Raw genomic sequence first — 16,372 nt, 5'->3', positions numbered from 1 at the left:
GGATATGAATTTTTGTTAGCGGAGCGTAGGTGTCCGCTGGATTATGAAAGGTTGTGTTGAAAAGATGGATTTTGAACGGGTCACCCCGGAAAGCGTGGGGATTTCCTCCAAGTCGATTCTGGAATTTCTCGACGAGCTTTACCGCTATGGGATTGAAATGCACAGCTTCATGCTGCTGCGCCATGGCAAAGTCTGTGCGGAGGGCTGGTGGAAGCCCTATACGCCGGCCTCTCCCCACATCATGTTCTCCTTCAGCAAGAGCCTGACCTCCACTGCCATCGGTTTTGCCGAACAGGAAGGCCTGCTCAGCCTGGACGACCGCCTGGTGGATATCTTCCCGGAAAAGGTTCCGGAGAACCCCAGCGAAAATCTGAAAAAAGCCACGGTGCGTCATCTTCTGATGATGGGCTGCGGCCATGAAAGCGAAATCCCCAACATGGGGATCGACGATCCGGACTGGATCAGTGCTTTTCTTGCCCATCCCTTCGTGTATGAGCCGGGTACGAAATTCATGTACAATACGGCGGGCACCAACCTGCTGTGCGCTATTTTGAAGCGCAAAACAGGCAAGCACCTCACCGAGTTCCTGCGGCCAAGGCTCATAGAGCCCCTGGGCATGTCCGACATTCGTTGTCAAGCGCTGCCGGACGGTACGGAAATGGGTGGAGCAGGGTATTCCCTCACCACAGAGGACATGGCACGGTTCATCCAGTTTGTAGCCAATCAGGGCCAATGGGAAGGAAAACAGCTGCTTCGGAAGGAGTGGTTCCAGGCTGCCACCTCCAAGCAAATCGAAAATAGGGGTGTGGGCTGGGGAGGCGACCCCGACTGGCAGCAAGGCTACTGCTTCCAGTTCTGGCGTTGTGAGCCCCGGGGCGTGTTCCGCGGAGACGGAGCCTTCGGCCAATACGGCATCGTATTCACGGAACAGGACGCCGTGCTGGTGATCACCTCCGCCTCTATGCGCCTGCAGGCTGTTTTGACCTCTGTGTGGGAGAAACTTCTGCCCGGTATGCAGGCGGAACCTCTGCCGGAGGACCGCATGAACTGCCATGTACTGGCCCACCGCCTGCGGAATCTGGAACTCACTCCCATGCTTGGCATGCGGAATCCCGGAGCGGAGGAATCCCTCAACGGGGCCGTCTACCTGCCTAACGCCCCCACCCCCTCTCTGACTGACCTGATCGGAGGCATCGGAAAATTCCAGCCGGACGGTGGAACACTGCAGGAGCTTCATCTGATTTTTGCCGGAAACAGCGACGTGCGGCTGCAATGCGTTCAGGACAACGGCTGTTGCGAGCTGAAGATAGGGATGGAAGGACACCATGTGCTGACCCAGCTGGACGGTGTGCTTTACGGAGCCATCGGACGCTGGCGCGCTGTGGACAAACTGGAACTGGAGCTGCGCAATACCCGCATGGCGGGGGGCAAGCGATTTGTGCTGCAGTTTCAGGGTGACAAGCTGATTCTCAACGCCGACTCCACCATCCCGGAGGCAGGCGGCCTGGCGGACCCCCTGACGCCGGAATACTCCTTCACCCTGAAGGCCGGAGACGTGAACACAAAAACGAAGATGTACTGGGAAAAATAAGTCTGTCCGCCTCAAAAGAAATGTTTTCATGCTTTTTACGAAATCCAGCTGGGCGCTTGAAAAAAACCATGACAGAAAGACGCAGGAAGTGAAAATGTCTTTTTCGCAGGAAGTGCAGGGAACCCTTGTTTCTTCTGCGCGAGCACGGCAAAGCCGCATGAAAGCTATATTTTCATAAGTGGCAAGAAGAGAACCACCGGTATAAAAGCCGGTGGTTCTTTATCGTTTAGTCATCCGCTTCTTTTAAAAATTTTACCATATTGGATACATTGTTTAAAAGGCCCCTATATTTCAAGAGATCATTTATTGCTTTAGGCCCTCTATAAAGCATTCGAATGCACGGAGAGCCATTAGACGCCTTTCCGGGTCGAGACCAATAAGTTTATACTGCAAATATGAGGATTTTTCATCTTGTGCAGCTGTAAGTGAATCCAGTAAGGCCGCATCAGCAGACATATTCAACGTGTTTAGCAGTCGAGCAAAAACATCAACATTAGGAGTTTTCTTACCACATTCAATAAAAGAAAGATAAGCTGATGTAATGTCCGATCTTTCTGCCGTTTCTTTCATCGAAAGGTTTAACTCTTCTCTTCTTTCTCTCAATCGTTGTCCGAGTTTAGCCAAATCGATTTTCGAACACAGCGGTTTTGCCGAATAAGCATCCGTTCTCCCAATCAACTCATCAACAGTTATCCCAAAGAAATCAGCTAGCTTTGTGATAACATCAAGTTTAGGTTCACTTTTACTAGTCGTTCTTTCATAATAATAGAGCTTTTTCTCTGTAAGCCCAAACATCTCTGCCAATTCTTTTCTGGTCATTTTATGCAATTCTCGATAATAACGAAGATTTTTTATCATATTTAAGATACCTTTCTACTATAATACTATCTCATAATGCACCTTTAGTATAGTAAAAAAGCCCACTCACATCAATGGTCAAAATTTGGATTATTTATAGCAGTTGACACGCCGTTTTTTGTATAGTAAAATAATAAATACACCCGCTCCATTTTACTCTTTTACTTCTTCCAAAAGAGAAAGAACCGCTCTCTTTGCTTTTTCGTTTTTTAAGGTACTCAACCGGTAAGCCAGTTTCTCATCATCGCTGTAAACAGGTCCCCGAATCGGTGTCCTTCCAATCAAATAGTCAACAGTTACACCAAATAAATCAGCTATTCTTATTAGATTTGTAAGACTAGGTTCATATGTGCCCGCCTCATATTGCTGTATTGTTGTATTTCCTAGTCCTAATTCTAACGCCAAATCCATTTGCGTCATATTTTGTTCTTCTCGTAACTCCTTCGTTTTTAACGCTATAGCCATACTTTCATCTCCAAAACTTATTAGTTAATATTTTAGTTTTATTTTTTTACTTTGTCCATCTTGATTAATTAAATTTTCTGTTATGCTGAAGTCGCTATACACAAAATTTTTGCGGAGAATAAGATAATGAGTACCGAATTTGCAATTAACTATGAGTTAGCATATCGTGTTAAGTTATTTCAACGTGAAAACCATATTAACGTTAACGAATTTGCTCAACGCTGTGGTCTGGCTGACGAAGTAATAGAAAATGTTATAAACGAAATAACAGTATCTATTGAGCAAATCTGGAAGATCTGTGATTATCTATTAGTTGATGTAGACACTGTATTACACCCACCTCGAGAAGAAAAATACAGGCAATTCAAAGATACAATAGTCCATATCTTTTTTCTAAACATCACGCACAGCGAGAAAATTGAAATGATACGTAAATACAAAGCAGAAAATAATTACACTGATGACTTATGGAAACGATATTGTTGTTGGACACAGGCGGAGATAGGTATACAAATAGACGAGATACAAGAAAGCTAAAAGCGCTCTGGTGGCAGCCCTAGTAACGGCAACTCTATACGGTGTAAATGCTGTAGAGACCGAGGTGTCTTATGTCATTTAATTTTTCATTTTTACATGAAGTTGATTTGTTTTATAAAATTGAAGAAGGATGGAAAAATCGCGGGTACAGCGAAAAGAAACATTTTTTTCTTATTCATTCTTGGGAGATGTCAGCATTGAAAAGACAACACAGGCAATTAAGCGCAGAACAGCAAATTTTGTGTGACACTATGAGAAAATTGCGGATTCTTACCAATATATCTCAACAGAACCTTGCAGACTGTTTTGATATCCAACGCTCCACTTATACTTATTATGAACTTGGGAAAACCCTGCCTAACATATTTATGCTGAAACGTATGGCCGAGTTTTATCATATTTCCATGGATGACTTTTTTGACGAAAAGCATCTGGAAAATCTGGGGCAAAGCTCGTTGAGACCTCGTAAAAAGGTGGCCAAGGACCCCCACATCATAGGCGAATTGACATCGCAAGAAAAAAGTCTGATCCTGGCCCTGCGGCTATATCCCGGAAGCACCGAGGAAGCATTCGCGCAAATTAGCAAGCTTCTGAACCTCCCCGATGCCGAAATAGTACGCGGAACAAATTTGGAGTAATCTGCCGCACAATCGGCTGGTTCACATATTTTGTGCGGGCTTGTTCTGATTCAGTTATCCCATACTATGACAGCAAAAAGGTCCGCTGCAGAATCATGCAGCGGACCTTTTCTGTCTATCATAAAAAACTCTTACAGCAGCTCGAGAATCGCCATTTCAGCGGCGTCGCCGCGGCGGGGCCCGAGCTTTGTCACACGGGTATAGCCACCGTTGCGGTCAGCATACTTGGGGGCAATTTCCTTGAACAGCTTGTTGGTAACAGATTCCTTCGTGAGGAAGCTCATCACCATGCGTCTGTTGTGCAGGTTGTCTTCCTTCGCGATGGTGATCATCTTCTCCGCCAGCGAACGCACTTCTTTTGCGCGCGTTACGGTGGTCTCAATCTTGCCATTCTCGAAGAAGAACGTCACGAGGCCCCGCAGCATGGCGGTTCTATGAGCAGTGTCTCTCCCGAGTTTTCTGGTTCCCGGCATAGATATTCACTCCTAACGTTTCAAAGTAGGTTATTATTCGTCTTCCTTACGCAGGTTGAAGCCCAGGGAAGCCAGCTTCCATACGACCTCTTCCAGCGACTTGCGGCCCAGGTTGCGCACCTTCATCATGTCCTCTTCAGACTTGTTGATCAGGTCTTCCACCGTGTTGATCCCGGCGCGCTTCAGGCAGTTGAAGGAACGGACCGAGAGATCCAGCTCTTCGATGGTCATCTCCAGAACCTTTTCCTTGCCGCCCTCGTCCTTCTCCACCATAATTTCCGTGCTCTTTCCCTTGTCGGAAAGATCCACGAACAGGTTCAGATGGTCTGTGAGAACCTTTGCCGCAAGAGAGACAGCCTCCTGCGCGTTGATGACACCGTTTGTCCAGACCTCGAGCGTCAGCTTGTCGTAGTCGATGCTCTGGCCGACACGGGTGCTCTCAACGTTAAAATTGACTTTGAGCACAGGTGTGTAAATTGAATCGACCGCAATCTCTCCGATCACGCCCTCCGCCATATTCTGCTTATTCCGCTCGTTCGAAACATAACCCCTTCCCTTATCCAGGGTGAGCTCCATATAGAGCTTGGCGCCGTCGCCCAAAGTGGCGATAGGCAGTTCCGGGTTGAGAATCTCGACCTCACTGTCGCATTTGATGGCTTCCGCCGTGACCTTGCAGGGACCCTCGGCGGAGATCTCAACCGTCTTCGGACCGTCGCAATGCAGCTTGGCGACCAGACCCTTGATGTTGAGTATGATCTCGGTAACGTCTTCCTTGACACCGGGAATAGTGGAAAATTCGTGCAGCACGCCGTCAATCTTTACAGATTTGACAGCCGTCCCGGGCAGACTGGAAAGCAGAACTCTTCTCAGCCCGTTGCCCAGCGTGGTGCCGAAGCCCCTTTCCAAAGGCTCTACCACAAACTTGCCATAAGTGCCGTTCTCGGAAATTTCCTCGATTTCTATTTTGGGTCTCTCTATCTCAATCATCCGCGATCCTCCTTTTACACAGTACAAAGCTTGCCAAAATGTCTTGGATGCCTGAAAAAGTAAAGGGCATTACTTGGAGTACAACTCGACGATGAGCGTTTCGTCAACCTCAAGGTCGATCTCCTCACGGGTGGGCATTTCAACAACCTTCGCCTGCGCGTTCTGGGCGTCCACATCCAGCCACTTCGGCACGGGACGTGCGGAGTTTGCTTCCAGCACAGCCTTGAACTTATCGCTCTGGCGACTGCTGTCCTTAATGGCGATTGTCTCGCCGGGCTTCACCAGGTAGGAGGGGATATCCACCTTCTTGCCGTTTACGGTGAAATGTCCGTGAACCACCAGCTGGCGGGCCTCCGCACGGGAGCTGGCCCAGCCGCAGCGGTAAACCACGTTGTCAAGACGGGACTCCAGCAGGATCAGCAGGTTGTCGCCGGCCTTGCCCTGCATGGTGGTGGCCATCTCGTAATAGTGGTGGAACTGGTTTTCCAGAACGCCGTAGAAGCGTCTTGTCATCTGCTTTGCGCGCAGCTGCAAACCGTACTCGGAAGTCTTTTTACGGCCCTGACCATGCTGGCCGGGAGCGTATGCCCTGCGGTTGATCGCGCACTTATCTGTGTAGCATCTCTCACCCTTGAGGAACAGCTTCTGGCCCTCGCGGCGGCAAAGCTTGCACACAGCTTCAGTATATCTTGCCATTTATGGTACCTCCTAGTAATCGGTTGAGTTATACGCGTCTTCTCTTGGGAGGACGGCATCCATTGTGGGGGATGGGCGTGACGTCTTTGATCATGCTCACATCCAGACCGGCGGCCTGCAGTGCGCGGATGGCGGCCTCACGGCCTGCGCCCGGACCCTTAACGAAGACCTCTACGGTCTTCATGCCATGCTCCATCGCGATACGGGCTGCCGTTTCGGCTGCCGTCTGCGCGGCGAAGGGAGTGGATTTTCTCGACCCACGGAAGCCCAGCTCTCCAGAGCTGGCCCAGGACACTGCATTGCCCTGCGTATCGGTGATCGTTACGATGGTATTGTTGAATGTAGACTGGATATGGGCTGCGCCGCGCTCAATATTCTTGCGCTCACGGCGTCTGCGCACCGTACCCTTTGTGCTCTTCTGTGCTGCCATTGAAAAACCCCTCCTTACTTCTTCTTGTTAGCCATCGTTTTTCTGGGACCTTTGCGGGTTCTTGCATTGGTCTTCGTACGCTGGCCTCTTACCGGAAGGCCCTTGCGGTGGCGAATGCCGCGGTAGCAGCCGATTTCGATAAGTCTCTTGATGTCGAACGCAACGTCGCGGCGAAGGTCGCCTTCCACGTGGCAGTTCTTGTCGATATACTCTCTCAGCTTTGCTGTATCGTCTTCCGAGAGGTCTCTCACCCGGATGTCGGGATTCACGCCGGTCTCGGTGCAGATGTTGCTTGCAGTCTTGCGTCCGATTCCGTAGATATAGGTAAGAGCAATCTCGATTCGCTTATCTCTGGGTAAATCAATACCGGAAATACGAGCCATTCTTATACCTCCATGTTTTCGCCGCAGGGCTCAGCCCTGGCGCTGCTTATGCTTGGGGTTGTCACAGATGACCATGACCTTGCCCTTACGTTTGATGATCTTGCACTTCTCACACATCTTCTTAACAGAAGGCCTTACTTTCATTTATGACCATTCCTTTCTTGCGCCCGGCCGCTGGGAGTGAGCGGCTCCGGTAGAAACCGGAACTCTGAATTGCAATTCTGCCGGGTACTGGGTTTCATTTATTTCGAACGCCACGTGATGCGGCCCTTGGTCAGGTCATAGGGAGACATCTCCATGGTAACCTTATCTCCCGGCAGAATCCGGATGAAGTTCATCCGCAGCTTCCCGGAAATATGGGCCAGAACCGTGTGGCCGTTCTGCAGCTCGACCTGAAACGTCGCGTTCGGAAGGGCTTCTTTCACTACGCCCTGTACTTCAATTACGTCCTGCTTTGACATAGAAAAACCTCCGTGCTTCACTTTTGCGCCCGTTCCCGGAAGGAACGCAGTGCGCTTCGTATCTGTCGATTGGTTTCAAGGCTCTCTTCCGGCAGCACCGCCGCAGTGGGCGCCAGGTGGAGCAGTTTCTTTCTCTTGGGATGCTCCAGACTCCTGCGCTTTCCGTCGCACACCACCGCATAGGGCGGCAGAAGTTCCAGCACCGTCTGAAAATCACCTTTGTCATGGCCTGCCAGCGACCTGACCACCTGTCCGCGTTTGATCTCCATGGGCCGCCTCAATCAAGCTGCGTCAAAATGACGGGCCCGTCTGGGGTAATGGCCACCGTGTGTTCAAAGTGGGCGGAAAGGCTTCCGTCCTGCGTCACCGTGGTCCAGCCGTCCTGCAGGATTCTCACCCCGCATTTGCCCCGGTTCACCATGGGCTCAATGGCAATGGTCATGCCTGGCAGCAGTCGCACGCCCCTCCCGGGCGTACCGTAATTGGGAACGCTTGGGTCTTCATGCAGCTTCGCACCTACTCCGTGGCCGACAAACTCTCGTACCACCGAGTAATTGCGAGCTTCGACATACGCCTGTACTGCGTGACCGATATCCCCCAGCCGGTTGCCGGGACGGGCCTGCTCGATTCCGAGAAACAGTCCTTTTTCGGTCGCATCCAAAAGCGCTTTGGCCTCCTCGCTCACTTCCCCGCAGGGGAAGGTCCAGGCGTTGTCGCCATGGAAGCCTTCATAACAGGCGCCGATGTCGATTCCGACGATGTCGCCTTTTTTGAGAATAATGCTTTTGGAGGGTATGCCGTGGATGACCACGTCGTTTACAGAGATACATGCGCTGGCCGGAAACCCGCCGTACCCGAGAAAGCTGGGCACTGCGCCCATCTTCTCGATATACTGGCGGACGATTTTGTCGATCTCCCAGGTGGATACCCCGGGTTCAACTGCCTCTCCGGCGAGCTTCAGTGCTGTCTGCGAGATTTTCCCGGCCTTCCGCATCAGGGAAAGCTCACGGCTCGTTTTCAGCACGATCATGTCAAATCCTCCAGAGCTTCCAAAACCAGGCGGATGGTATCCTCCACCTTTTCCTGGCCGTGAACGACAAGCAGCTTTCCCTGCTTGCTGTAAAACTCCTTGAGGGGTTCCGTCTGAGTGTGATACACTTCCAGGCGTTCCTTCACTGTATCGGGATGGTCGTCCTTGCGCTGAACGAGGGTGCCGCCGCAAATGTCGCACTTGCCTTCCACCGAAGGCTGTTTGTACAGCACATGGTAGGAGGAGCCGCACTTTTCGCAGACACGGCGTCCGGACATACGGGTGACGATATCCTCATCCGCAACCTCGATATCGAGGACTGCGTCGATTTCTACACCCATCGTATCCAGAGCCTCGGCCTGAGGAATGGTCCTCGGAAAGCCGTCGAGAATAAAACCGTTTTTGCAGTCATCCTGGGAAAGACGGTCCTTGATGATACCGATCAGGATCTCATCGGGCACAAGCTTGCCGCTCTCCATATAGGTTTTGGCCTTCAGGCCCATCTCTGTGCCGCTCTTCAGCGCTTCACGGAGAATATTCCCCGTGGAAATTGTAGGGATGTTGTTCTTTTGACAGATTACCTCTGCCTGGGTGCCTTTCCCGGCCCCCGGGGCGCCTAACAGAATCAGCTTCATAGCAAAGCACCTTCCTTTCTCCATACCGCGGGATTGTGCGGTTCCGCCTCAGCGGAATCCGGAACGCTGTTCCGAAAAGCACAACACGCTGTTTGAAAGTTTGCTTTCAAACCACTACTTTCCTTCTCTCAAAGGCCGGAAAGTTCCGACCCAGTGCCCGTAACTGCTTAATCGAGGAAGCCCTTGTAATGACGCATCATCATCTGCGACTCCAGCTGCTTCACAGTTTCAAGCGCTACGCCTACGATAATGATCACCGAGGTTCCGCCCATCATCAGACCGTGCATACCGGTCAGGTTGCTGTAGATGATCGGGATAAGCGCCACGAACGCGAGGAACAGGGCGCCGATGAGCGTAATCTTGGAAAGGATCTTTGCGATGAAGTCCGCCGTGGGTTTGCCGGGACGGATACCCGGGATGGTGCCGTTGCTCTGGCGGAGATTATTGGCCATTTCCAGCGGATTATACTGAATCGACATATAGAAATATGCAAACATGATGATCAGCAGGAAATAGAGCAGAGTATAGAGCCAGCCGGTCTGGGAGAAGGCGTCGAAGAAGCTCTTCCAGAAGCCGCCTGTGGGATTGACAAAAAACTGAATGAACTGGGGAATGGATAGGATTGCGCTGGCGAAGATGACGGGCATAACGCCGCTCATGGCCACCTTCACAGGAAGGAAGGAGCTCTGGCCGCCGTACATCTTGCGGCCTACCACCTTCTTGGCATACTGCACCGGAATTCTCCGCTCGGCGTCGTTCATGAAAACGATGACCCACACCACTGCGAGGAACAGGACGATAAACAGCGGAACCAGTACGAAATACTGGGGCTGGCCCTGCTGACCCAGCTGGAGATACTGCCACAGGGAGCCCACCGTAACCGGAAGCCTTGCGACAATACCTGCAAGCAGGATGATGGAGATGCCGTTGCCGATCCCCTTTTCGTTGATCTGCTCGCCCATCCACATGATGAGCGCGGTGCCGGCCGTGAAGGTCAGCACGATGACGAACGCCGTAAAGACGCCTGCCCCGCCCGCAGAATACTTGGTGATTCCCGAGTTGCGGAGATAGAAGTAGTAAGCCACACCCTGGATCAGACCCAGCACAACGGTGACATACCTTGTGATGGTGGCGATCTTCTTACGGCCTTCCTCGCCTTCCTTGGAGAGCCTCTCCAGGGGGGGAATGGCGATGGTCAACAGCTGCATAATGATGGAGCTGTTGATGTAAGGCGTGATGCCCATAGCGAACAGGGAGGCATAGGAAAACGCGCCGCCTGTCAGCATATTGATGTAGCCCAGGGCCGAGTTCTGCCCGGCCTCACTCATCAATTCCCCAAGCTTTGAAATGTCGAGGAAGGGCACCGGAATAACCGAACCGAAACGGAACACGATGATAATCAGCAGCGTGTAGAGGATCTTCTTCCGCAGGTCCGGGATCTTCCAGGCGTTTTTGATGGTGTTAAACAACTCAGATCACCTCGGCCTTTCCGCCCGCAGCCTCAATCTTGGCCTTCGCGGCTTCGGAGAAAGCGGTCGCCTTGACCGTCAGCTTCTTCTTGAGTTCACCATTGGCGAGGATTTTCACCCCGTCGCAGGATTTCCGGAGAATACCGGTTTCTACCAGGGCAGCGGCATCCACCACTGCGCCGTCTTCAAACTGATTGAGCGTTCCCACATTCAGGGAGACGATCTCTTTGGCAAAGATATTGTTGAATCCTCTCTTGGGGACTCTTCTCTGCAGAGGCATCTGGCCGCCTTCAAAGCCGGGGCGCTGGCCGCGGCCCGCTCTGGCCTTCTGGCCCTTGTGTCCCTTACCGGCGGTTTTGCCCGTGCCGGAACCGTAACCTCTGCCGATACGCTTGCGCTCCTTGGTGGAGCCGGGCGTAGCTGTCAGCTGGTTGAGCTTCATTGATACGCACCTCCTTCGCTTTACTTGCTAACCTCGATAAGATGGCCGATTTTCTTCACCTTGCCCTGTGTCTGGGCATTATCGGGCTGCTCAGTCGTGTCTCCGACCTTTTTGAGGCCCAGGGACTGGGCGGTTGCAATCTGATCTTTCTTACTGCCGATCAGGCTTTTTTTCAAAGTAATTTTCACAGTTTGCACCCTCCCTTACAGAATTTCTTTCGTGGTCTTGCCGCGAAGCGCTGCAACCTCTTCGGCTGTGCGCAGCTGAGCCAGACCAGCGATTGTGGCGCGCACCACATTGCACGGATTGTTGGAACGGAGCGCCTTGGTACGGATATCCTTAATGCCCACGCTCTCAACCACGGCACGAACCGGGCCGCCGGCGATAACGCCGGTACCGGGGGCGGCAGGCTTCAGCAGAACCTTGCCGGCGCCGAATTCCCCTGTGATCTCGTGAGGAATTGTGGAGCCGCGCAGAGCAACCTTCATCAGGTTCTTTTTCGCGTCTTCAATGCCTTTGCGGATGGCGTCCGGCACTTCGGAAGCTTTGCCGATTCCGAAGCCCACGGTGCCGTTCCCATCGCCCACAACCACCAGGGCTGAGAACTTCATGATGCGGCCGCCTTTCACGGTCTTGGAAACGCGGTTGATGGAGACTACGCGCTCTTGCAGATCAAGTGTCGTTGCGTCAATATTACTAGCCAAATCCTTATTCCTCCTTCTTAGAAGTTGAGGCCGCCCTCACGGGCGCCTTCGGCCAGCTCTTTGACGCGGCCGTGGAAAATATATCCTCCGCGGTCGAAGACCACGTTGGTGATTCCTTTTTCTGCTGCCTTCTGCGCAATCATCTTGCCCACTTCTCTGGCAGCCTCTTTGTTTCCGCCGTTGCCGCTAAAGCTCTTGTCCAGCGACGAAGCCGCACACAGCGTGTGGCCAGTCACGTCGTCGATGATCTGGGCATAGATGTTTGTGGAGGAGCGGAAAACGTTCAGACGGGGCCGCTCGGCCGTGCCTGAAATCTTGCCGCGCACTCTCTTGTGACGGCGAAGTCTGGCTTTATTCGTATCTGCCTTACTAACCATTTATCTCACTCCTTTAACCTTTGGCGCCCTTACCGGCTTTGCCTTCCTTGCGGCGTACATACTCTCCAGCATAGCGAATGCCCTTGCCCTTATAGGGTTCCGGAGGCCGCTTCTCACGTACCTCGGCGGCAAACTGGCCCACCTTCTGCTTGTCGATGCCGGAAATCACGATGGTGTTGGGATTGGGAACATCGATCTTGATTTCATCGGTTTCAGAAACGATGACCTGATGGGAGAAGCCCAGGTTCATAACCAGGTTAGAACCCTGCTTCTGCACACGGTAGCCAACGCCCTGCACCTCGAGATCCTTCTTGAAGCCCTGGGTGACGCCGGTAACCATATTGTCCACCAGGGTACGGGTCAGGCCATGGAGGGATCTGGAATCCTTCGCATCATCGGGACGGGTAACAATGATCTCAGCCCCCTCAACCGCCACAGTCATCTTGGGGTTGAAAGACTGGGTCAGGGTTCCCTTCGGGCCCTTCACCGTCACGACGCTGCCGTCGACCTTCACGTCGACGCCGGCGGGAATATTTATAGGTTTTCTTCCAATTCTTGACATGTTATCGCACCCCCTCTTTTACCAAATGAACGCCAGCACTTCGCCGCCGACGTTTGCTTTCCTGGCTTCCCGGTCCGTCATGATCCCCTTTGAAGTGGAAACCACGGCGATTCCCAGGCCCTTCATCACTTTCGGCAGCTCCTGCGCGTTGGAATAGATGCGAAGGCCGGGCTTTGACACTCTCTTGAGGCCCTTGATAACGGGGGTTCTGCCCGCGCCGTATTTCAGGGTGATGTTGATGATGCCCTGCTTGCCGTCGTCCGTCACCGTGAAGTTCTTCACATAGCCCTCGTCCACAAGAATCTGGCAGATAGCCTTCTTCATATTGGAAGCGGGCACTTCCACGGTATCATGCTTCGCGGCCTGCGCGTTGCGGATGCGGGTCAGCAGATCGGCGATTGTATCTGTAACTTGCATGACTTTTACCTCCTTAATGCTCGTCAGTTGCCGTGCAACTGCTTACCAGCTTGCCTTCTTCACTCCGGGGATTTCGCCCTTGTAGGCGAGCTCACGGAAGCAAATACGGCAAATGCCGAATTTCCGAAGGTAGGCATGCGGCCTGCCGCAGATCTTGCAGCGGTTGTATTCTCTGGTGGAATACTTCTGGGGTCTGTTCTGCTTAATTTTCATCGAAGTCTTGGCCACAATAATCCCTCCTTATTTTGTAAACGGAGCGCCCATCAGAGTGAGAAACTCGCGGGCTTCTTCGTCGGTTTTCGCCGTGGTGACAAAGCAGATGTCCATGCCCCGCACCTTGTCGACCTTATCGTAGTCGATTTCGGGGAAGATCAGCTGCTCGCGGATACCCATGTTGTAATTGCCCCTGCCGTCAAAGGAATTGGGGTTAATGCCGCGGAAGTCGCGGACACGGGGAAGCGCCACGTTGAAAAGCCTGTCGAGGAATTCATACATCCGGTCGCCTCTGAGAGTCACTTTTACGCCGATGGGCATGCCCTCACGGAGCTTAAAGTTTGCGACGGACTTCTTCGCCTTGCAGACCAGGGGCTTCTGGCCGGTGATCTTCATGAGATCGCCGCTGATGGCGTCGATGACCTTGGTATTGTCCTTGGCCTCGCCGGCACCCACATTGATAACGATCTTATCAAGCTTCGGAATCTCCATCACGCTTTTGTAAGAAAACTTCTTCATCAGCACGGGAGCTACTTCCGCCTTGTAGAATTCTTTCATTCTTGCCATCTCGTCTTTCCTCCCTTACAGCGACTCGCCGCATTTTCTGCAGACGCGTTCCTTCGTGCCGTCCTCAAGGACCTTGTGGCCGACACGGGTGGGCTTTCCGCAGCGCGGGCAGACAACCTGCACCTTGCAGGCATAGATGGCGGATTCGGCCTTGATGATACCGCCGGCCTCACCCATCTTACGGGGCTTGACATGCTTCTGCACGAAGTTGGCGTTCTCAATGATGACTTTGCCTTCCTTCGGGCTCACCTGCATGACCTTGCCCTTTTTGCCGCGATCCTTACCGCTGAGGATCACTACGGTGTCACCGCTTTTCACATGAAGCTTATTCATTTACAGTGCACCTCCATCAAAGTACTTCCGGGGCAAGCGACAGGATCTTCAGGTATTCCTTATCGCGCAGCTCACGCGCAACCGGCCCGAAGATACGTGTTCCCCTGGGGTTCTTGTCATCTCGAATAATAACGGCGGCGTTTTCATCGAAACGGATGTACGTGCCGTCGTCACGGCGCACGCCGGAAGCCGATCTTACGATGACTGCCTTAACCACGTCGCCTTTTTTTACCACGCCGCCGGGTGCTGCTTTCTTAACCGAAGCTACCACGACGTCGCCGATATTGGCATACCTCCTGCCGGTACCGCCCAGAACGCGAATGCACATAAGTTCCTTCGCGCCGGTGTTATCGGCCACCTTGAGGTAAGACTGCTGCTGTATCACAGTACGTTCCTCCTTTGCTTCAAAGCCAAATTTTTGCTCTCAATAATGGTTTGTGTGCCAAAATTCACTTATTTGGCTTTCTCGATGATCTCGACCAGACGCCATCTCTTGTCCTTCGAGAGGGGACGGGTCTCCATGATACGCACACGGTCGCCGACGCGGCACTCGTTGTTCTCGTCGTGGGCCTTCCGTTTCACGGTGCGCTTGATGACCTTTCCATAGATCGGATGCTTCACACTGTCCTGAATGGCAATGACGATCGTCTTGTCCATCTTATCGCTGACAACGCGTCCGACAGCGGTTTTTCTCATATTTCTCTCTGCAGTGTTGCTCACTTTTACTCCCCCTTCCCTTAGGCGTTATCGGCGCTGAGCTCGTTCTCACGGATCACCGTTTTCACACGGGCGATATCCTTTTTCACGGCCGAAATGCGCATCGGGTTGTCAAGCTGATTAATCGCGAGCTGAAACCGCAGATTGAAAAGCTCTGCCTTGAGGTCTGTAAGTTTCTGGTTCAGCTCTTCAGCTGTCATTTCTCTGATTTCTGAAGCTTTCATACCTCACTGGCCTCCGTTTCTTCCTTAGTCACGAATTTGCACTTGATGGGGAGCTTGTTGGCAGCCAGGCGGAGAGCTTCCTTTGCGGTTGCTTCCGGAATGCCGCCCAGCTCGAACATCACGCGGCCGGGCTTTACCACGGCTACCCAATACTCGGGGGAGCCTTTACCGGAACCCATTCGGGTTTCAGCCGGCTTCTGCGTGACGGGCTTGTCGGGGAAAATCTTGATCCAGACCTTACCGAAACGTTTGCAGTAACGGGTCATGGCGACACGGGCCGCCTCGATCTGGTTGGAGGTGATCCATGCGGGCTCCAGAGCCTGGAGACCATAATCACCGTAAGTGACTTTGTTTCCGCGAGTGGCTTTGCCCTTCATGCGGCCTCTCTGCACTCTGCGGTATTTTACGCGCTTGGGGAGTAACATTATCTGCGGCCTCCTTCCCTTTTCTCTGCGGGACGACGGTCCTGACGGTCGCGGCGGTCATCGCGCCGGGGTCTCTCCGGTCTTTCCGGACGGCCGCTGCGGTTGTCGTTGAGCACCTCGCCCTTATAAAGCCAAACCTTTACGCCAATTCTGCCGTAGGTGGTGTTCGCTTCGGCAAAACCGTAGTCGATATCCGCACGAATCGTCTGCAGCGGAATGGTACCGTCGTGGTACTGCTCGCTTCTGGCGATTTCAGCGCCGCCCAAACGGCCGGAAACCTGCGTTTTGATACCCTTGGCGCCCAGCTTCATGCTGCGGCCGATGCAGCCCTTCATGGCGCGGCGGAAAGAAATTCTTCTCTCCAGCTGAGAGGCGATGTTCTCAGCCACCAGCTGCGCGTTGAGGTCGGGCTGACGCACTTCCACAATATTGATGACCACGGGCTTATTCAGCATCTTTTCGCACTGAAGGCGGAGTTTTTCGATTTCCGAACCGCCCTTGCCGATTACCATGCCGGGTTTGGCACAGTGAATATGAATGCGCACCTTAGAGGCGTCGCGCTCAATTTCAATTTTCGGAACACCCGCGGAGTACAGCTGCTTCTTCAGCGTCTTGCGGAGGTTATAATCTTCCACGAGCGTATCGCCGAAGACATTGTCTTTCGCAAACCAACGGGAATCCCAGTTCTTGATCACACCCACGCGAAGGCCGTGGGGATTAACTTTCTGACCCATAATT

The 16,372-nt window shown here is 52.6% G+C and carries 30 protein-coding genes; 3 read left to right on the top strand and 27 right to left on the bottom strand.

The genetic code is table 11. The features are described from left to right. Positions 1–64: 64 nt before the first annotated feature. Positions 65–1,591 (top strand): serine hydrolase domain-containing protein, encoded by a 1,527-nt coding sequence (locus tag BN3911_RS04335; protein ID WP_066861847.1) that lies wholly within the window; start codon positions 65–67, stop codon positions 1,589–1,591. A 303-nt stretch (positions 1,592–1,894) separates the two neighbouring features. Here BN3911_RS04335 and BN3911_RS04330 read toward each other — a convergent pair whose 3' ends face one another. Together BN3911_RS04330 and BN3911_RS04325 are read right to left on the bottom strand one after the other, a co-directional pair. Continuing rightward, positions 1,895–2,449, bottom strand: coding sequence for a helix-turn-helix domain-containing protein (locus BN3911_RS04330; protein ID WP_066861844.1), 555 nt, complete (start codon positions 2,447–2,449; stop codon positions 1,895–1,897). Between the two features lie 153 nt (positions 2,450–2,602). Beyond that, the gene (locus tag BN3911_RS04325) at positions 2,603–2,914 is read right to left on the bottom strand and encodes a helix-turn-helix domain-containing protein (protein ID WP_066861841.1); all 312 of its coding nucleotides are present in this window, start codon (positions 2,912–2,914) and stop codon (positions 2,603–2,605) included. Positions 2,915–3,040: 126 nt separating this feature from the next. On the opposite strand from BN3911_RS04325, the gene BN3911_RS04320 reads away from it, so the two are divergent. Beyond that, positions 3,041–3,451, top strand: a complete 411-nt coding sequence (locus BN3911_RS04320; protein WP_066861839.1) for a helix-turn-helix domain-containing protein — start codon at positions 3,041–3,043, stop codon at positions 3,449–3,451. A gap of 71 nt (positions 3,452–3,522) precedes the next feature. Further along, positions 3,523–4,089 (top strand): helix-turn-helix transcriptional regulator, encoded by a 567-nt coding sequence (locus tag BN3911_RS04315; protein WP_066861837.1) that lies wholly within the window; start codon positions 3,523–3,525, stop codon positions 4,087–4,089. 131 nt (positions 4,090–4,220) lie between these two features. Here BN3911_RS04315 and rplQ read toward each other — a convergent pair whose 3' ends face one another. From rplQ to rpsC, 25 genes are all read right to left on the bottom strand, one after another. Beyond that, a complete protein-coding gene (rplQ, locus tag BN3911_RS04310) occupies positions 4,221–4,562 on the bottom strand; it encodes a 50S ribosomal protein L17 (RefSeq protein WP_066861835.1) in 342 nt (113 codons plus the stop codon). A gap of 33 nt (positions 4,563–4,595) precedes the next feature. Beyond that, complete coding sequence (locus BN3911_RS04305) at positions 4,596–5,549, bottom strand: DNA-directed RNA polymerase subunit alpha (protein WP_066861833.1); 954 nt, start codon at positions 5,547–5,549, stop codon at positions 4,596–4,598. A gap of 69 nt (positions 5,550–5,618) precedes the next feature. Further along, entirely contained in the window at positions 5,619–6,245 is a 627-nt protein-coding gene (gene rpsD, locus BN3911_RS04300) for a 30S ribosomal protein S4 (protein ID WP_066861831.1), read from the bottom strand. Between the two features lie 28 nt (positions 6,246–6,273). Further along, positions 6,274–6,675 (bottom strand): 30S ribosomal protein S11, encoded by a 402-nt coding sequence (gene rpsK / locus BN3911_RS04295; RefSeq protein ID WP_066861827.1) that lies wholly within the window; start codon positions 6,673–6,675, stop codon positions 6,274–6,276. A gap of 14 nt (positions 6,676–6,689) precedes the next feature. After that, the gene (rpsM, locus tag BN3911_RS04290; protein WP_066861825.1) at positions 6,690–7,058 is read right to left on the bottom strand and encodes a 30S ribosomal protein S13; all 369 of its coding nucleotides are present in this window, start codon (positions 7,056–7,058) and stop codon (positions 6,690–6,692) included. Positions 7,059–7,088: 30 nt separating this feature from the next. Next, complete coding sequence (gene rpmJ, locus BN3911_RS04285; RefSeq protein ID WP_016404088.1) at positions 7,089–7,202, bottom strand: 50S ribosomal protein L36; 114 nt, start codon at positions 7,200–7,202, stop codon at positions 7,089–7,091. Between the two features lie 98 nt (positions 7,203–7,300). Next, on the bottom strand, positions 7,301–7,519 hold the full coding sequence (infA, locus tag BN3911_RS04280; protein ID WP_066862280.1) for a translation initiation factor IF-1: 219 nt from the start codon (positions 7,517–7,519) through the stop codon (positions 7,301–7,303). Positions 7,520–7,536: 17 nt separating this feature from the next. Continuing rightward, the gene (locus tag BN3911_RS04275; protein ID WP_066861823.1) at positions 7,537–7,788 is read right to left on the bottom strand and encodes a KOW domain-containing RNA-binding protein; all 252 of its coding nucleotides are present in this window, start codon (positions 7,786–7,788) and stop codon (positions 7,537–7,539) included. 8 nt (positions 7,789–7,796) lie between these two features. After that, positions 7,797–8,549 carry a type I methionyl aminopeptidase gene (gene map, locus BN3911_RS04270; protein ID WP_066861820.1) on the bottom strand — a complete coding sequence of 251 codons (753 nt, stop codon included), beginning with the start codon at positions 8,547–8,549 and terminating at the stop codon, positions 7,797–7,799. Next, entirely contained in the window at positions 8,546–9,184 is a 639-nt protein-coding gene (locus BN3911_RS04265; protein WP_066861817.1) for an adenylate kinase, read from the bottom strand. Before BN3911_RS04265 ends, map begins: the two co-directional genes overlap by 4 nt. Before the next feature lie 167 nt (positions 9,185–9,351). Continuing rightward, a complete protein-coding gene (gene secY / locus BN3911_RS04260; protein WP_066861814.1) occupies positions 9,352–10,653 on the bottom strand; it encodes a preprotein translocase subunit SecY in 1,302 nt (433 codons plus the stop codon). A gap of 1 nt (position 10,654) precedes the next feature. Beyond that, a complete protein-coding gene (rplO, locus tag BN3911_RS04255; protein ID WP_066861812.1) occupies positions 10,655–11,095 on the bottom strand; it encodes a 50S ribosomal protein L15 in 441 nt (146 codons plus the stop codon). A gap of 20 nt (positions 11,096–11,115) precedes the next feature. Then, complete coding sequence (gene rpmD / locus BN3911_RS04250; RefSeq protein ID WP_082942069.1) at positions 11,116–11,283, bottom strand: 50S ribosomal protein L30; 168 nt, start codon at positions 11,281–11,283, stop codon at positions 11,116–11,118. 15 nt (positions 11,284–11,298) lie between these two features. Further along, a complete protein-coding gene (rpsE, locus tag BN3911_RS04245) occupies positions 11,299–11,799 on the bottom strand; it encodes a 30S ribosomal protein S5 (protein ID WP_066861806.1) in 501 nt (166 codons plus the stop codon). A gap of 17 nt (positions 11,800–11,816) precedes the next feature. Beyond that, entirely contained in the window at positions 11,817–12,176 is a 360-nt protein-coding gene (gene rplR / locus BN3911_RS04240; RefSeq protein ID WP_066861803.1) for a 50S ribosomal protein L18, read from the bottom strand. A gap of 13 nt (positions 12,177–12,189) precedes the next feature. Continuing rightward, positions 12,190–12,738, bottom strand: coding sequence for a 50S ribosomal protein L6 (rplF, locus tag BN3911_RS04235; protein ID WP_066861800.1), 549 nt, complete (start codon positions 12,736–12,738; stop codon positions 12,190–12,192). Between the two features lie 18 nt (positions 12,739–12,756). Continuing rightward, the gene (gene rpsH / locus BN3911_RS04230; protein WP_066861796.1) at positions 12,757–13,155 is read right to left on the bottom strand and encodes a 30S ribosomal protein S8; all 399 of its coding nucleotides are present in this window, start codon (positions 13,153–13,155) and stop codon (positions 12,757–12,759) included. Positions 13,156–13,197: 42 nt separating this feature from the next. After that, a complete protein-coding gene (locus BN3911_RS04225) occupies positions 13,198–13,383 on the bottom strand; it encodes a type Z 30S ribosomal protein S14 (protein ID WP_066861793.1) in 186 nt (61 codons plus the stop codon). A 12-nt stretch (positions 13,384–13,395) separates the two neighbouring features. Continuing rightward, the gene (rplE, locus tag BN3911_RS04220) at positions 13,396–13,935 is read right to left on the bottom strand and encodes a 50S ribosomal protein L5 (RefSeq protein WP_066861790.1); all 540 of its coding nucleotides are present in this window, start codon (positions 13,933–13,935) and stop codon (positions 13,396–13,398) included. A 15-nt stretch (positions 13,936–13,950) separates the two neighbouring features. Beyond that, a complete protein-coding gene (gene rplX / locus BN3911_RS04215) occupies positions 13,951–14,268 on the bottom strand; it encodes a 50S ribosomal protein L24 (RefSeq protein ID WP_066861787.1) in 318 nt (105 codons plus the stop codon). A 16-nt stretch (positions 14,269–14,284) separates the two neighbouring features. Beyond that, positions 14,285–14,653, bottom strand: coding sequence for a 50S ribosomal protein L14 (gene rplN / locus BN3911_RS04210; RefSeq protein WP_066861783.1), 369 nt, complete (start codon positions 14,651–14,653; stop codon positions 14,285–14,287). A 68-nt stretch (positions 14,654–14,721) separates the two neighbouring features. Beyond that, on the bottom strand, positions 14,722–14,964 hold the full coding sequence (rpsQ, locus tag BN3911_RS04205; protein ID WP_066862278.1) for a 30S ribosomal protein S17: 243 nt from the start codon (positions 14,962–14,964) through the stop codon (positions 14,722–14,724). A gap of 41 nt (positions 14,965–15,005) precedes the next feature. Continuing rightward, entirely contained in the window at positions 15,006–15,209 is a 204-nt protein-coding gene (gene rpmC / locus BN3911_RS04200) for a 50S ribosomal protein L29 (RefSeq protein ID WP_066861780.1), read from the bottom strand. Continuing rightward, complete coding sequence (gene rplP, locus BN3911_RS04195) at positions 15,206–15,634, bottom strand: 50S ribosomal protein L16 (RefSeq protein ID WP_066861777.1); 429 nt, start codon at positions 15,632–15,634, stop codon at positions 15,206–15,208. The genes rpmC and rplP overlap by 4 nt, the downstream gene beginning before the upstream one ends. Then, positions 15,634–16,368 carry a 30S ribosomal protein S3 gene (rpsC, locus tag BN3911_RS04190; RefSeq protein ID WP_066861774.1) on the bottom strand — a complete coding sequence of 245 codons (735 nt, stop codon included), beginning with the start codon at positions 16,366–16,368 and terminating at the stop codon, positions 15,634–15,636. Before rpsC ends, rplP begins: the two co-directional genes overlap by 1 nt. Between the last annotated feature and the right edge of the window lie 4 nt (positions 16,369–16,372).

The sequence above is a fragment of the Neglectibacter timonensis genome (assembly GCF_900048895.1).
Lineage (GTDB): Bacteria > Bacillota > Clostridia > Oscillospirales > Acutalibacteraceae > Acutalibacter > Acutalibacter timonensis.
This window is presented reverse-complemented; position numbering and strand designations above follow the sequence as displayed.

Coding starts and splice junctions, on each gene's coding strand:
- BN3911_RS04330 (WP_066861844.1), bottom strand. CDS start 2,449: ATGATAAAAAATCTTCGTTATTATCGAGAATTGCATAAAATGACCAGA.
- infA (WP_066862280.1), bottom strand. CDS start 7,519: ATGTCAAAGCAGGACGTAATTGAAGTACAGGGCGTAGTGAAAGAAGCC.
- rpsK (WP_066861827.1), bottom strand. CDS start 6,675: ATGGCAGCACAGAAGAGCACAAAGGGTACGGTGCGCAGACGCCGTGAG.
- rplR (WP_066861803.1), bottom strand. CDS start 12,176: ATGGTTAGTAAGGCAGATACGAATAAAGCCAGACTTCGCCGTCACAAG.
- rpsM (WP_066861825.1), bottom strand. CDS start 7,058: ATGGCTCGTATTTCCGGTATTGATTTACCCAGAGATAAGCGAATCGAG.
- rplO (WP_066861812.1), bottom strand. CDS start 11,095: ATGAAGCTCAACCAGCTGACAGCTACGCCCGGCTCCACCAAGGAGCGC.
- rplQ (WP_066861835.1), bottom strand. CDS start 4,562: ATGCCGGGAACCAGAAAACTCGGGAGAGACACTGCTCATAGAACCGCC.
- BN3911_RS04305 (WP_066861833.1), bottom strand. CDS start 5,549: ATGATTGAGATAGAGAGACCCAAAATAGAAATCGAGGAAATTTCCGAG.
- map (WP_066861820.1), bottom strand. CDS start 8,549: ATGATCGTGCTGAAAACGAGCCGTGAGCTTTCCCTGATGCGGAAGGCC.
- BN3911_RS04335 (WP_066861847.1), top strand. CDS start 65: ATGGATTTTGAACGGGTCACCCCGGAAAGCGTGGGGATTTCCTCCAAG.
- rplF (WP_066861800.1), bottom strand. CDS start 12,738: ATGTCAAGAATTGGAAGAAAACCTATAAATATTCCCGCCGGCGTCGAC.
- rplE (WP_066861790.1), bottom strand. CDS start 13,935: ATGGCAAGAATGAAAGAATTCTACAAGGCGGAAGTAGCTCCCGTGCTG.
- BN3911_RS04265 (WP_066861817.1), bottom strand. CDS start 9,184: ATGAAGCTGATTCTGTTAGGCGCCCCGGGGGCCGGGAAAGGCACCCAG.
- BN3911_RS04320 (WP_066861839.1), top strand. CDS start 3,041: ATGAGTACCGAATTTGCAATTAACTATGAGTTAGCATATCGTGTTAAG.
- rpsC (WP_066861774.1), bottom strand. CDS start 16,368: ATGGGTCAGAAAGTTAATCCCCACGGCCTTCGCGTGGGTGTGATCAAG.
- BN3911_RS04325 (WP_066861841.1), bottom strand. CDS start 2,914: ATGGCTATAGCGTTAAAAACGAAGGAGTTACGAGAAGAACAAAATATG.
- rpmJ (WP_016404088.1), bottom strand. CDS start 7,202: ATGAAAGTAAGGCCTTCTGTTAAGAAGATGTGTGAGAAGTGCAAGATC.
- rplX (WP_066861787.1), bottom strand. CDS start 14,268: ATGAATAAGCTTCATGTGAAAAGCGGTGACACCGTAGTGATCCTCAGC.
- BN3911_RS04275 (WP_066861823.1), bottom strand. CDS start 7,788: ATGGAGATCAAACGCGGACAGGTGGTCAGGTCGCTGGCAGGCCATGAC.
- BN3911_RS04315 (WP_066861837.1), top strand. CDS start 3,523: ATGTCATTTAATTTTTCATTTTTACATGAAGTTGATTTGTTTTATAAA.
- rpsH (WP_066861796.1), bottom strand. CDS start 13,155: ATGCAAGTTACAGATACAATCGCCGATCTGCTGACCCGCATCCGCAAC.
- rplP (WP_066861777.1), bottom strand. CDS start 15,634: ATGTTACTCCCCAAGCGCGTAAAATACCGCAGAGTGCAGAGAGGCCGC.
- rpmC (WP_066861780.1), bottom strand. CDS start 15,209: ATGAAAGCTTCAGAAATCAGAGAAATGACAGCTGAAGAGCTGAACCAG.
- rpsQ (WP_066862278.1), bottom strand. CDS start 14,964: ATGAGAAAAACCGCTGTCGGACGCGTTGTCAGCGATAAGATGGACAAG.
- rpsD (WP_066861831.1), bottom strand. CDS start 6,245: ATGGCAAGATATACTGAAGCTGTGTGCAAGCTTTGCCGCCGCGAGGGC.